Raw genomic sequence first — 13020 nt, forward strand, 5'->3', positions numbered from 1 at the left:
CCATGCGAGGCCGGTCAGCGCCTGGCGCGCCGTCGGGCGAGGAACACCCCGAGGACCAGCCCTACGGCGAGGGTGACCGTGAGCACGCCCCAGAGCGGCAGCGTGACGTCGGGGACCCACAGAGTGACCGTGACCGATCCCGTGTTCGCGGCGATGAACCAGATCGCGAGGGCCGCGAGCGCCACGAAGCCGATCGTGCGCAGACGCAGATCCCGGCCCTTCACCGTCAGGGTCGAGGGACGGTGGGGCGTGGATGCCTTGGTGGTCATGGGTCGATTATCGGGCGATTCGGGCGATTGATTGACTTCATCCCGATATTCTCGCCCGAGTACGCCCGGTCGGCCCGCGCGGCGGGCCGACCGGGCGGAGCGGCCGCGGCCGCTCACCCCTCCAGCAGCGCGCCCATCCACGACTCGATCGCGTCGGGCGTACGCGGCAGCGCGTCGGACATCAGCCGCGCCCCGCCCTCCGTGATCACCAGGTCGTCCTCGATCCGTACCCCGATGCCGCGCAGCTCGGGAGGCAGGGTCTCGTCGTCCGGCTGGAAGTACAGGCCCGGCTCGACCGTCAGGACATGGCCCTCCGCGAGAACGCCGTCCAGATACGTCTCCGCCCGGGCCTGCGCGCAGTCGTGCACGTCGAGGCCGAGCATGTGCCCGCTGCTGCACAGGGTGTAGCGCCGGTACAGGTCGCCCGTCGCGTCCTTGAGGACGCCCCAGTCGGCGAGCCCCTCGGCGATCACCCGCATGCCCGCCCGGTGGAAGTCCCGGAAGCTGGCGCCGGGGCGCAGCGCCGCGATCCCCGCCTCCTGCGCGGCCAGGACCAGTTCGTACACCTGGCGCTGGACGGGGGAGAAGCGGCCCGAGAGGGGCAGGGTCCGGGTGATGTCGGCGGTGTAGAGCGTGTCCGTCTCCACGCCCGCGTCGAGCAGCAGCAGGTCGTCGCGGTCGAGCCGGCCGTCGTTGCGGATCCAGTGCAGGACGCAGGCGTGCGCGCCGGAGGCCGCGATGGTCTCGTACCCGGTGCCGTTGCCCTCGGCGCGGGCGCGCAGGTCGAAGATCCCCTCGATCCACCGCTCGCCGCGGGGATGGGCCAGCGCCCGGGGGAGCGCCCGCACCACGTCCTCGAAACCGGTCGTGGTGTGGTCCACCGCGGCCTGCAGCTGCGACACCTCCCAGACGTCCTTGACCAGCCTGAGCTCGCTGAGCACGGAGGCCAGCTCGGTGTCGGTCGCCGCGTCGCGGCCGGGCGGCAGCGCACCGCCGTCGTCGAGGCGGACGCAGCGGATCCCGGTGAGGCGCTCGGCCTCGGCGAGGTCCGGACGGCGTCCCACCCAGAACTCGCCGTACCGGCGATCCCGGTAGAACTCCTCGCCCCCGTCGCGCGATGAGCGGGGCCGCACGTGCAGCACGGCCTCGTGCCCCCGCTCGCCGTCCGGCTCCAGGACCAGTACATGACCGGCCTGGTCCTCGCCGGTCAGCCCGGTCAGCCAGGCGTACGCGCTGTGCGGGCGGAAGCGGTGGTCGCAGTCGTTGGAGCGGACGCGCAGCTCGCCCGCCGGGACGATCAGCCGCTCACCGGGAAAGCGGGCGGAGAGGCGGGCCCGCCGGGCGGGCGTCAGTCCCGACCCCGGGACCCGGGCGTCCTGCGGCAGCGGCGAGGGAGCCCAGCCCCGCGCCATGAACGCGGCGAGCTCCGGGGACACCGACAGGTCGTGGCTGGTGGTGTGCGGTCGTGCGGACACCTCGGTCATGAGGACTCCGAAGGCGAGGAGGGGATGGGGAAGATGGTGCGGCTGCGGACACGGCGCGGACGAGCGCGTAGTGCAATTTCACATTACTATGTCACACGGCATCTCGGGGCGCGAGGGCCCGCGAGGGCCCCATATCCCGGCCTCGAAGGGGAATCCGGCCCGCAGACGTCCCGACGCGTCCTACGGCCCTGACTCCGGTAGGTGCTCACGCTCCAAGGGGCGCGTCGCGGGGCCCTGAAGGACGCTGCCGTCGGCCGCGAAGCGCGAGCCGTGGCACGGGCACTCCCACGTGCCCTCCAGGTCGTCGAAGCCGAGCTCGCACCCCATGTGGGTGCAGCGCGGCGGCCTGCCGACGAGGTAGTGGCGTGCCACCGACAACTGCGCCCGGGTCACGTCGGGGTACTCCCGCAGCGGCAGATGGCGGCGCGGATCGAAGAGCTCGGTCCAGTCGGGGCGCGGCGCGCCCGTCACATGCGCGGCGAGCAGACGTCCCGCCATCACCCCGTTGCTCATGCCCCAGCCACCGAACCCGGTGGCCACGAAGACGTGTTGCGTGTCCGGGTGCTCATGACCGACGTACGGCAGGTGATCCGCGGACCGTACGTCCTGCGCGGCCCACCGATAGGAGGGCGGTGTGTCACCGAAGCCCGGGAACGTGCCGCGGGCCCATCCGGTGAGCCGTTCGAGGCGCTCGCCCGGGTGATCCGTGCCGGGCACGAAGGCCTCGCCGGTGACGATCAGGAGCCGGTGGTCCTCGTCGTAGGGCGCGGTGCGCACCGAACGCGTGCTGTCCTCGGGCGTGAGGTACATGCCCTGGGGTGCGGCCGTGGTGGCCACGGGCGCGGCCACCACCAGTTCGCGGCGGACCGTCAGCCTGGCCAGGAGCGAGGTGTGCACGGTCAGCGGGAAGTTCGTGGCCATGACGACGTCCTGCGCGTGGACCGTCGCGCCGCCCTCGGTGGTCAGCCGGCAGTCCGTGTGCTCCTGCAGGTCGGTGACCCGGGTCTCCTCGTGGATCGTGCCGCCCCGGGCGACGAGGTCCTCGGCGAGGCCGAGCAGGAACTTGCGGGGGTGGAAGAGGAGCTGACCGTCCAGCCGGACGGCCGCGGCCACCGGGAAGGGCAGTTCGGTCTCCGTGACGTACGCGGCGTCGAGCCCCGCGTCCAGCGCCGCGGCCGCCTCGGCGCGGATCTCCCCGGCCCGCCCCTCGTCCGTCACGTAGATGTAGGCCGGGGCGCGCTCCAGCTCGGCGTCGATTCCGATCTCGGCGCACAGGCCGACGACGTGCTCGAGGGCCTCCTGCTGGGCGCGGGCGTACCGGGCGGCGGCGGTGGCCCCGAGCGTGTCGCGCAGCCGCGCGTAGATGAGTCCGTGCAGCGAGGTGAGTTTGCCCGTGGTGTGGCCGGAGACCCCGGAGGCGATCCGGCCGGCTTCGAGGAGCACGACCTCGCGGCCCGCGCGGACGAGCTCGTGGGCGGTGCACAGGCCCGCGATGCCGCCGCCGATGACGACGACGTCGGCCGTGAGGTCGTCGGTGAGGGCGGGCCGTCCGGGCGAGGGGGTGCCGTGCATCCAGTACGAGGGGCCGAGGCCGGCTTCGGTCGGCATGGCGCGCTCCTTCCCACGGGGCTGCTGCCCCGCGCGTGCCCGGAGGGCCGCGGACCATGCGCGGAGCGCCGATCAGGAGCCTGCTCCCGGGCCGGCGGGCGCGGGCCGGCGGGCGCGGGCCTACGGGCCGACGGCGCCCCGGTCGGCCCCGCGGTCGCCCCCGCTCAGGTCGCGGGCCGGGGCGCGAGCGGCCGCAGCGCCGGCAGCCGCCGCGTCACCTGCGAGGTCGCCGCCGCGAAGGCGACGCCGAACAGGAGGGCGGCGGCCAGGGCGAGGAGCGGGTAGGCGTCCAGACGGGGGAAGACCTGCCAGTGGGTGACGTAGATGTAGAGGGAGCTGCCCGCCAGGAGCCCCGCGAGGCGGTTGAGCACACCGAGGCTGGGCAGCCTGCGCACCCAGATCAGCAGGACCAGACCGCCGACGACGACCGCCTCGCGAGCGGGCTGGCCGAAGAGGCCCGGGACGGTCGCGAGGGCGACCGCCGTGACCGCCGCCCGCTGCGCCACACCGCAGGCGCGGGCCGCGGCCCAGCCCATGCCGAAGAGCCAGAAGAGCGTGGCGGCCAGCGGCACATGGCCCTGGGCGTCGAGGCCCAGCAGGTCGTAACGGCCCACGAGCCCCACGCCGGTGAGAACCATCGGGAAGGCGAACGGGAAGCGCCGCTCGGCACGGTCGGCGTACGGGAACGCCAGCAGCGCACTGACCAGGAGCAGCGTGTAGACGAGGGACTCGACGAACCAGAAACCGTCGTTCGGCCCGAGCAGACTGGTGAGCAGGAACACCGTACGGACGCCGTAGTCGTCCGTGACCAGCATCATCAGGGCCAGCCAGGCCGTGCAGGGCAGGACGATGCGCATCAGGCTCCGTCCGATGCCCCGCACCCGGTCCGCGCGGCCCGCCGGAGTGAGGTGGAAGCGGGCGAAGTTGTACCCGGCGACACCGAGCAGCACATGGGCGCCGCCCTTCACCGTGAAGATCTGGATGTGCGAGCCCACGATCAGCACGATGGCGACCGCGCGCAGCGCGATCCCGGTCTCCACGGTCCGCGCCCGGGCCCGTACCCGAGCCGGAATCCGTGCGCGTATCCGTGCGCGCATCCGGGCGAGGCGGCCGTCCGGAGCCGGGGCGGACTCCTCGTGGGTCCCGAGCCGCGGGGTGGCGGCGGCGCGCAGCTCGCGCAGGGGCAGCAGATGCCAGTGGTCGGGGAGCGTGCCGAGCGTCTCCTCCAGGTGGAGGGACATCTCGACGTAGCTGAGTGAGTCTCCGCCGAGGCCCACGAAGCTGCTGTCCGGCGTCACGTCGTCGCGATCGAGGATCGTCGCGTACAAGCGCACCAGATCCTCGTGCGACCCGTCGCCGGGTGACAGCGGCGCAAGATCGATGCCCCGCAGGGCCTCAGCCACCGACCCGTAGTCGATCTTGCCGGTGGTGAGCCGCGGCAGCGCCGGCAGGGCGCCGACCCGTACGGCGCGGGCCGGCAGTCCGCACAGGCCGGTGACCCGCCGCCGTACCGGACCGGCCTCGAAGGCCCCGGGATCGCCCTCGACCGCGACGAGGAGTTCGTCGTCGGCGCCCACGCAGGCGGCCACGACCCCCTCCGCGGCGAGCACGGTCTCGATCTGCTGCGGATCGATCCGCAGGCCGAGGATCTTCGCGAACCGGCTGGTGCGCCCGACGACCTCGTACAGCCCGTCGGCCGCGCGCCGGGCGACGTCGCCCGTGGGCAGTTCGCTCAGGGTGCGGCCGAGGCCGAGGTCCCGCGGGCTCTCGGCATAACCGAGCATCACGTTGGGGCCGGAGTACAGCAGTTCGCCGGTGCTGCCGCCGTCGTCCTCTCCGGTCCACTCGGGCAGCGGCCGGAGCCGGAAGGCGCCACCGGGGATCGGGACACCCACCGCTCCCGGCCTGCTCTCGGCGAGCTCGGGCGGCAGGTACGCCATGCGCGCGGTCGCCTCGGTCTGCCCGTACATGACGAAGAGGTCCCAGCCGCGCGCGCGCCCGAGCGCCGCGTAGCGCGCGACCCGGTCGGGGGCGAGCCGCCCGCCGGCCTGCGTCACGTACCGCAGATGGGGCAGGTCCATCGCGTCGAAGCCGATCCGGTCCAGCAGGTCGAAGGTGTACGGGACGCCGGCGAAGGTGGTCGCCCGGGCGGCCCTGAACCGGTCCCAGAAACAGGCGTCGGACACGGAGAGGTCGGTGAGGAGCAGTCCGGCGCCGCGCAGCAGGTGGCTGTGCACGACCGAGAGGCCGTAGCAGTAGTGCAGGGGCAGGGTGGTCGCGGCCACGTCCGTGTCGCGGATATCGAGGTACTGGGCGATCGCCGCCGCGTTCGACTGCAGGTTCTCGTGGGAGAGACGGACCAGCTTGGGCGATCCGGTGGAGCCGGAGGTGCTCAGGAGCAGCGCCAGATCGGGGTGGAGGGTGTGCGCCGTCTCGGCGCGGCGCTCGTCGAGGACCCACCCCGACCGGGTGAGGCCGTCAGGGGCGACCCCCTCGCCCCTCTCGCCCCCCTCGCCTCCGCAGCCCCGCTCGTCACCCGGGCGGGCGATGACATCGGGGTCGTACGCCTCGATCAGCGACCGTACGGCGTCCGGGTGGTCGCCCGGCACGAGGAGCAGCGGGTTGCCCGAGGCGAGCGCGGCCAGGTGGACCACGAGGGCGTCGAGGGTGTTGGCGGCGACGAGCAGCACCAGACGGCGGGCGGTCCCGAGGCGTTCGGCGACGGCCTGGACCCGGGCCGCGAGCTCCCGGTAGGACACCGCCCCGTCGGTCGTGAGAACCGCGGTGCGGTCGCCGTGAGCTGCGAGGTCTGCGGCGAACGGGACGGTCCGGGTGTCGGGGAGGAGGAGCGGTGGTGCTGTCACGGACGCATCGTAGGCAAGGCTTACCTCATCGCCTAGTCACAGAAGCATCACAGCTGATCCACAGCGTGCACACACGTGTCACCCGTCTCGGGCGCCACGCGCCCCACGTCCGGCGCCTGTGTCACCTGCGACACAGCGGCCGCCCTCCACTTGACCTTTAGGTTAGCTTTACCTTATTCCTAAGGCGTTCAGTAGACCCCAGGCCTCCGCGGTCCTCCGCGGCACCGCGAGGAAGGCATCTCGATGCGACGCCCCCTGATTCGCCGTCTGACCGTGTTCGCCGCGGCAGCGCTGCTCGTCCCCGCGCTCACGAGCTGCGGCAGCGACGAGGACGACGCCGGTCTCGTCATCTACTCCGGGCGCAACGAGAACCTCGTCAAGCCGCTGCTCGACGAGCTGGAGGCGGCCGTCGGCACGACCGTCGCCGTCCGCTACGGCGACAGCGCCGAACTCTCCGCCCAGATCCTCGAAGAGGGTGACAAGACCAAGGCCGGGCTGTTCTTCTCCCAGGACGCCGGGGCGCTCGGCGCCCTCTCCACCCAGGGCCGGCTGCAGAAGCTCCCCGACGCCACGCTGAACCAGGTCGACGCCGCCTTCCGCGGCGGCAACGGCGACTGGGTGGGCACCTCGGGCCGGGTGCGCGTCCTCGCGTACGACCCGAAGCAGGTCACCAAGGTGCCCGACAGCGTGCACGAGCTGGTCAAGCCCGAGTGGAAGGGCAAGATCGGCTTCGTCCCGACCAACGCCTCCTTCCAGTCGTTCGTCACGGGCATGCGCGTCCTCGAGGGCGACGAGGCCACCCGTACCTGGCTCAAGGGCCTCAAGGCCAACGAGCCCAAGGCGTACGAGAACAACCTCAAGGTGATGGACGCCGTCGGCTCCGGCGAGGTCGCCCTCGGCCTGGTCAACCACTACTACTGGTACGAGCAGGTCGCCGAGAAGGGCGAGGACAAGGTCGGCGCGAAGATCCACTTCCTGCCCGGCGGCGACCCCGGCGCGCTCGTCAACACCGCCGGCGTCGGCATCGTCAAGGGCGGCAAGGGGTCCGACGTCGCCCAGAAGGCCGTGGACTTCCTGCTCTCCAAGAAGGCGCAGACCTACTTCGCCGAGGAGACGAAGGAGTACCCGCTGGCCGCCGGTGTCCCCACCACGACCAAGGACCTGCCGCCGCTGGAGTCCCTGGACGCCCCGAAGATCGACCTCGGCAAGCTCGAATCGCTTCAGGAGACCCTGAAGATGCTTCAGGACGTCGGGCTGGTCTGAGGGGTATGAGACCCGTTTCCCCGAAGGGGCGGCAGACGACGGACGGCACGACGGCGTCACGTGGCGCGGCGTCAGGTGACACCGCGCCGGACGGCACCGCGCCGGACGGCATCGCGCCGGACGGCATCGCCACGCCGTCCGGCGACGCCGCCCCGGCCCCCCGCGTGCCCGCTCGCCGTGCGCCGGCCGGCCGGGCCCGCGCGCTGCGGGCCGCCCGCCGGCCACCGGCCGTGCTCGTCGTCCCGGCCGCCGTCGCCGCGCTCCTCGCCCTGCTGCCGCTCGGCTACCTGGCCGTCCGGTCCCTGGAGCGCGGTCCCGGCTTCGCCTGGGACGTCATCGCCGGCGAGCGCAGCGCGCAGCTCCTCGGCCGCAGCCTCGGCCTCGCCGCGTTCGTCGTCGCGGCCTGCCTCGTCCTCGGCATCTCGCTGGCCTGGCTGACCGTCCGCACGGCGCTGCCCGGCGCCCGCGCCTGGTCCGTCCTGGTGACCCTGCCGCTCGCCGTGCCCAGTTACGTGGCCGCGTTCACCTGGCTGTCCCTGTACCCGCACCTCGCCGGGTTCTGGGGCGCCGCGCTCACCCTGACCCTGGTGAGCTTCCCGTACGTCTATCTGCCCGTCACCGCCGCCCTGCGCGGCACCGATCCGGCGCAGGAGGAGGTGGCGCGCTCCCTGGGCCTCGGCCCGCTCGCGACCTTCCTCCGGGTGACCCTGCCGCAGCTGCGGCACGCCGCGGCCGGCGGCGCCGTGCTGGTCGCGCTGTACGTGTTCTCCGACTTCGGCGCCGTGTCCCTGATGCGGTACGACACGTTCACCCGCGGCATCTACACCTCCTACCGGGCCAGCTTCGACCGCACCCCGGCCGCCGCCCTCAGCGTCGTCCTGGTCGTCATGACCGTGGCCCTCGTCTGGGCGGAGGGCCGCACGCGCGGCCGCGCCGGACAGGCCAGGACCGGAACGGGCACGGCACGCCCCGCCGTACCGATGGCCCTCGGCCGCTGGAAGGCGCCCGCCCTGCTCTGGTGCGGGGCCGTCGTCGCCGCGGCCGTCGCCGCCCCCCTGGCCACCCTCGGCTACTGGCTGGCCGTCGGCAGCTCCGCCACCTGGGACCCGGCCGGCCTGGCCGACATCGCCGGCACCACCCTCGGCGTCGCCGCCGCCGGCGCCGCGCTGACCACCCTGCTCGCCCTGCCCGTCGGGGTGATCGCCGCCCGCCACCAGGGCAGGCTCGCCCGGCTCCTGGAACACTCCGCGTACGCCGGACACGCCCTGCCCGGCATCACGGTCGCGCTCTCCCTGGTCTTCTTCGCCGTCCGCTACGCCGAGCCGGTCTACCAGGAACTGCCGCTGCTGGTCTGCGCGTACGCCGTGCTCTTCCTGCCCGTCGCCGTGGCGGCCACCCGCGCGGCCGTCCTCCAGGCGCCGCCCGTCCTGGAGGACGTGGCCCGCTCCCTGGGCCGCTCCCCGCTGCGGGTCCTGCGCGAGGTGACCGTCCCGCTGGCCGCACCCGGTGTCGCCGCCGGGGCCGCGCTCACCTTCGTGGTGTGCATGAAGGAACTGCCCGCGACCCTGCTGCTGCGCCCCACCGGCATGGACACCCTCGCCACCCGGCTGTGGACGGAGACCGGTTCGGGCTCGTTCGCCGCGGCCGCCCCCTACGCCGCCACGCTGATCCTGCTCGCCGCCGTCCCCTCGTACCTCCTCGGGAGACACCGCACATGACCGATCTGCAGATCTCCGGAGTGACCAAGGCGTACGGCTCCGACGGCGCCGCCGTCCTGAACGGACTCGACCTGACCGTGCCCGGCGGCTCGTTCGCGGCCCTGCTCGGCCCGTCCGGCTGCGGCAAGACCACTCTGCTGCGGATCATCGCCGGGTTCCTGCGCGCGGACGCGGGCACCGTGACGGTCGGCGGGCGCACCCTGACCGGACCCGGCGTCCACGTGCCGCCGGAGAGCCGGCGGATCGGCATCGTCCCCCAGGAGGGCGCGCTCTTCCCGCATCTCAGCGTCGCCCGCAACGTCGCCTTCGGCCTGTCCGGCACCGACCGGTCCACCCGCCGTCACCGTACGGAGGAGATGCTGGACCTCGTCGGACTCGGCGGCTACGGCGAGCGCATGCCGCACGAGCTGTCCGGCGGGCAGCAGCAGCGCGTCGCCCTGGCCCGGGCGCTCGCCCCCGAACCCGAACTGGTGCTCCTCGACGAGCCGTTCAACGCCCTGGACAGCGCGCTGCGCGCCGGAGTGCGCGCCGACGTCCGCAGCGCCCTGCGCGCCACCGGCGCCACCGCCCTGCTCGTCACCCACGACCAGCAGGAGGCCCTCTCCACCGCCGACCTGGTCGCGGTCGTACGCGACGGCCGGGTGGCCCAGTGCGCCACCCCGCAGGAGCTCTACCGCAGCCCCGCCGACCCCTGGGTCGCCGGCTTCGTCGGCGACGCCGTCCTCCTGCCCGGCACGGCCGCAGGCGGAGCCGCCGACACCGCCCTCGGCCGCCTCCCGCTCACCGGCGAAGGAGCCCCGGACCGCGGAACGGTACTCCTTCGCCCCGAACAACTGCGCCTCGTCGCACCGGAATCGGCACCCGCGCACGGCACCGTGACCGAGGTCAGCTTCTACGGCCACGACGCCATGGTCAGCGTCGCCGTGGACGGCCTCGCCACGCCCGTCGACGTCCGGGTCGTGGGCACCGCCACGGTGCGCCCCGGAGACCGTACGGGCATCACCGTCACGGGCACGGCGACCTTGCATCCCTGAGCGGGGCGACGGCACGCGAGCGCGCGGGGAATTGAGTACATCTACTCAGGACGGCGGCCGGGGGGAGTCCCGAGGATGGGACTTTGCCGTCGAACACCGAGGAACCGCGCATGTACGTCGAGAAGCTTCCCAAGATCTGGTCGGCCGTCTGTATCGGTGTCTATCTGGTGGCTGTCGTCGAACTGGGCGTCGACGCGCTCCCGCAGGACGTGGGTGTCTGGCTGATCGTCTCCGCGGCCTACCTGCTGGTCCTGCTCCCCTGCATCGCGGTCCCGGTCTCGAAGGCGATCTACCACCGCGTCCGCGTCGATCCGGGCCGCGGCCTGCTCAGCGTCGGCCGTGAGCGGATCGCCCTCACCGACGTCGACCCCGCCTCCGTGCACGAGGCGCTGCGGCGCGCCACGCCGGGCCCGGTCCAGCGGAACGCGGCGTCGGCCTGGTCCGTCGACGCCCCGCTGCGCGGCCTGCGGGCCGCCGACCGCCGCGCCCCGCGGCTGGTCGGCGGCGGCTGGGCCGTCCCGATGGGCATGGACAGTGTGGTGATCTCCACCCGCCGCGGCGAGGCCCTCCAGATCGCCACCCGCGACGGCCGGGCCTTCCTCACGGCGCTGGCCGGCGCGCTCGCCCCCGTTTCCTAGCGGGTGTCCTGTGCGAGGCGTTCGACCGCGACCAGCGCCGCGTCGTCGCCGAGATGACCGCCCGCGTACGCGCGGAGGTCGTCGCACAGGTGCCGCAGCAGCGCGTCCGGGTCGTCCCCGGCCCACGTCGTGAGCCGCTCGGACAGGGGGTAGAAGGCGCGGGAGTGGTCGCGGGCCTCGATGACACCGTCGGTGTAGAGCAGGAGCACGTCGCCGACGTCGAAGGGGAAGGTGTCCACGGTGACCTCGGGCACGGCCGAGGCGGGCGGGAGGACGTCCGCGAGTCCCAGCGGCGGGCTCGCGTCGACGGCGTCGAGGGCGAGGACCCGCCCCTGCCGCAGACACAGCGGCGGCGGGTGCCCGCAGTTGGCCAGCCGCACGACCGGCTCGTGATCGGGGAACTCGAGCACCACGGCGGTCACGAACGCCTCCTCGGCGTCGTCGGCCCCGTCGGCTCGCCCGGACCCGGCCTCGTCCGCCTCCCCCCGCCCCTGCGCCGAACCGACCCCCGCCTCCAGCTGCCCGATCAGCTCGGGCAGCTCGGCCGTCCGCCCCGCGGTGACGCGGAAGGCGCCCAGAACCAGTGACGCCTCGCTGATCGCGTCGAGTCCCTTGCCGCGGGCGTCGCCGATCAGCAGTCGGGTCCCCGACGGCGTACGGGCGGCCGCGTACAGGTCCCCGCCCATCTGCGCCTCCTCGTCCGCCGCCAGGTAGACCGAGGCGATCCGCAGCGGACCCGCCCGCCGGGGGAGCGGCCGCAGCACGACCCCCTGGGCGGTATGGACGATCGAGCGGAGCTTCGAGACCTTGCCCTCGTCCCGCTCGCGCAGATGGGCGAAGAACGTGACGATGACCGAGATCAGGATCAACGCGACGATCTGATACGTGTGATTGAGGTCCGTCAGACTCGTCCGCGCGACCGCCACCACCGACTGCGCCAGCACCGCGACCGCACCCACGAACGCCGTCATCCGCGGACCCGCGAACGAGGCCGTGACGGCCGGCGCCGCGACCAGGAAAGGCCCGAGGTGGACCTCGGGCGGCGACAGGATGTCGACCACGGTGACCGTGGCGATCAGCACGAAGGGCGCGGCAAGCAGCAGCCGCCCGCCGCGCCGGGAGAGGCGGGGAGTGAGGTCTCGCCGCCGGGGATCCATGGGAAAGGCATACATCAGGTGGGCGGGTATGTCTCCTTCACGAGCGATATCAGGCTGTACGTCACCGGGGGCGACGCTCCGTGACGCGAGGCACGGCGTAGTCGGCGAGGGCGCGGCCCGCCCGCCAGCCCTCGCCCTCCGCCTTGGACACGTCGAGGACGACGGTGTGGGCGAGCTGGTCGACGGCGTACCGGGTCAGGGGCGGCTCGGCCCCCGGCCGCAGGCGGGACAGGGCCTCCGCCGCCACGGCCGCGGTACGGGCCAGTGGGAGGGGGAGGTGGCCGATCCGGGCGCGCACGCCGTGGGCGCGCAGGACCGTCCGGATCGCCTCGTCACGGTGGTACGGCACCGGGTCGGCGATGTTGTACGCGCCCGGGCGCCAGCCGGCGGCGGCCAGACACGCGTCGGCGAGGTTCTCGACCGCCGTCAGGCTCAGCACGACGTCGGGGCCGGGCAGCAGCAACAGGCGGGCCCGGACCCGGGAGAGGAGCCGGGGCACGAGGTGGGGGTCGCCGGGGCCGTAGACCGCGCGCGGACGCAGGACCACCGCCCCGGCGGCGAGCGCGAGGGCCTCGCCGGCCGCCTTCGTACGGCCGTAGGCGTTCAACTGCCCGCGTACGGGGTGCTCCTCGGTGATCCGGGACCGGCCCGGCCCGGGGGCGTACACGCTGGCGCTGCTCACCCAGACCACCGGGCGGCCCGTCGCCGCCTCCAGGAGCCGGGCGGTGCCGTCGACGTTCACGGCCCGCATCGTGGCCTCGGCCGGTGAACCGGGCACCGGGTCGCCGACCGCGGCCGCGCAGTGCACGACGAGGTCGGCGCCTGCGAGGTCGGGCAGGGAGGTCTCGGCGTCCCACGGGACATGCCGCCCGACCGGTCCCGGCCGCCGCCCCACACACAGCACCCGCGCACCGCGCGCCGAGGCGAGCGCGGCGACATGGGAGCCGCAGAAGCCGCTCGCCCCGGTGACGGCGATCGTGGTCAT

Annotated in this window: 10 protein-coding genes; 4 read left to right on the plus strand and 6 right to left on the minus strand. The window is 73.8% G+C overall.

Annotated elements, in window-relative coordinates:
• Nucleotides 1-14 precede the first annotated feature (14 nt).
• The 4 genes from FDM97_RS17815 to FDM97_RS17830 form a co-directional block, all read right to left on the minus strand.
• A complete protein-coding gene (locus tag FDM97_RS17815) occupies nt 15-269 on the minus strand; it encodes a LapA family protein (RefSeq protein ID WP_254705636.1) in 255 nt (84 codons plus the stop codon).
• 113 nt (nt 270-382) lie between these two features.
• A complete protein-coding gene (locus FDM97_RS17820; RefSeq protein ID WP_137991395.1) occupies nt 383-1753 on the minus strand; it encodes an aminopeptidase P family protein in 1371 nt (456 codons plus the stop codon).
• A gap of 180 nt (nt 1754-1933) precedes the next feature.
• The gene (locus FDM97_RS17825; RefSeq protein ID WP_137991396.1) at nt 1934-3361 is read right to left on the minus strand and encodes an FAD-dependent oxidoreductase; all 1428 of its coding nucleotides are present in this window, start codon (nt 3359-3361) and stop codon (nt 1934-1936) included.
• Between the two features lie 164 nt (nt 3362-3525).
• The gene (locus FDM97_RS17830) at nt 3526-6225 is read right to left on the minus strand and encodes an AMP-binding protein (RefSeq protein ID WP_137991397.1); all 2700 of its coding nucleotides are present in this window, start codon (nt 6223-6225) and stop codon (nt 3526-3528) included.
• 243 nt (nt 6226-6468) lie between these two features.
• On the opposite strand from FDM97_RS17830, the gene FDM97_RS17835 reads away from it, so the two are divergent.
• The 4 genes from FDM97_RS17835 to FDM97_RS17850 all read left to right on the plus strand — a co-directional run bounded on the left by FDM97_RS17835 (nt 6469) and on the right by FDM97_RS17850 (nt 10878).
• On the plus strand, nt 6469-7488 hold the full coding sequence (locus FDM97_RS17835; protein WP_137991398.1) for an iron ABC transporter substrate-binding protein: 1020 nt from the start codon (nt 6469-6471) through the stop codon (nt 7486-7488).
• Nucleotides 7489-7493: 5 nt separating this feature from the next.
• Nucleotides 7494-9206, plus strand: a complete 1713-nt coding sequence (locus FDM97_RS17840) for an ABC transporter permease (RefSeq protein WP_137991399.1) — start codon at nt 7494-7496, stop codon at nt 9204-9206.
• The gene (locus FDM97_RS17845) at nt 9203-10240 is read left to right on the plus strand and encodes an ABC transporter ATP-binding protein (RefSeq protein WP_137991400.1); all 1038 of its coding nucleotides are present in this window, start codon (nt 9203-9205) and stop codon (nt 10238-10240) included. Before FDM97_RS17840 ends, FDM97_RS17845 begins: the two co-directional genes overlap by 4 nt.
• A gap of 110 nt (nt 10241-10350) precedes the next feature.
• On the plus strand, nt 10351-10878 hold the full coding sequence (locus FDM97_RS17850; RefSeq protein WP_137991401.1) for a hypothetical protein: 528 nt from the start codon (nt 10351-10353) through the stop codon (nt 10876-10878).
• On the opposite strand, the gene FDM97_RS17855 is transcribed toward FDM97_RS17850, so the two are convergent.
• Nucleotides 10875-12035 carry a PP2C family protein-serine/threonine phosphatase gene (locus tag FDM97_RS17855; protein WP_137991402.1) on the minus strand — a complete coding sequence of 387 codons (1161 nt, stop codon included), beginning with the start codon at nt 12033-12035 and terminating at the stop codon, nt 10875-10877. The genes FDM97_RS17850 and FDM97_RS17855 overlap by 4 nt on opposite strands.
• 61 nt (nt 12036-12096) lie before the next feature.
• On the minus strand, nt 12097-13020 hold the full coding sequence (locus tag FDM97_RS17860; protein ID WP_137991403.1) for an NAD-dependent epimerase/dehydratase family protein: 924 nt from the start codon (nt 13018-13020) through the stop codon (nt 12097-12099).

This window comes from Streptomyces vilmorinianum (assembly GCF_005517195.1).
Classification (GTDB): domain Bacteria; phylum Actinomycetota; class Actinomycetes; order Streptomycetales; family Streptomycetaceae; genus Streptomyces; species Streptomyces vilmorinianum.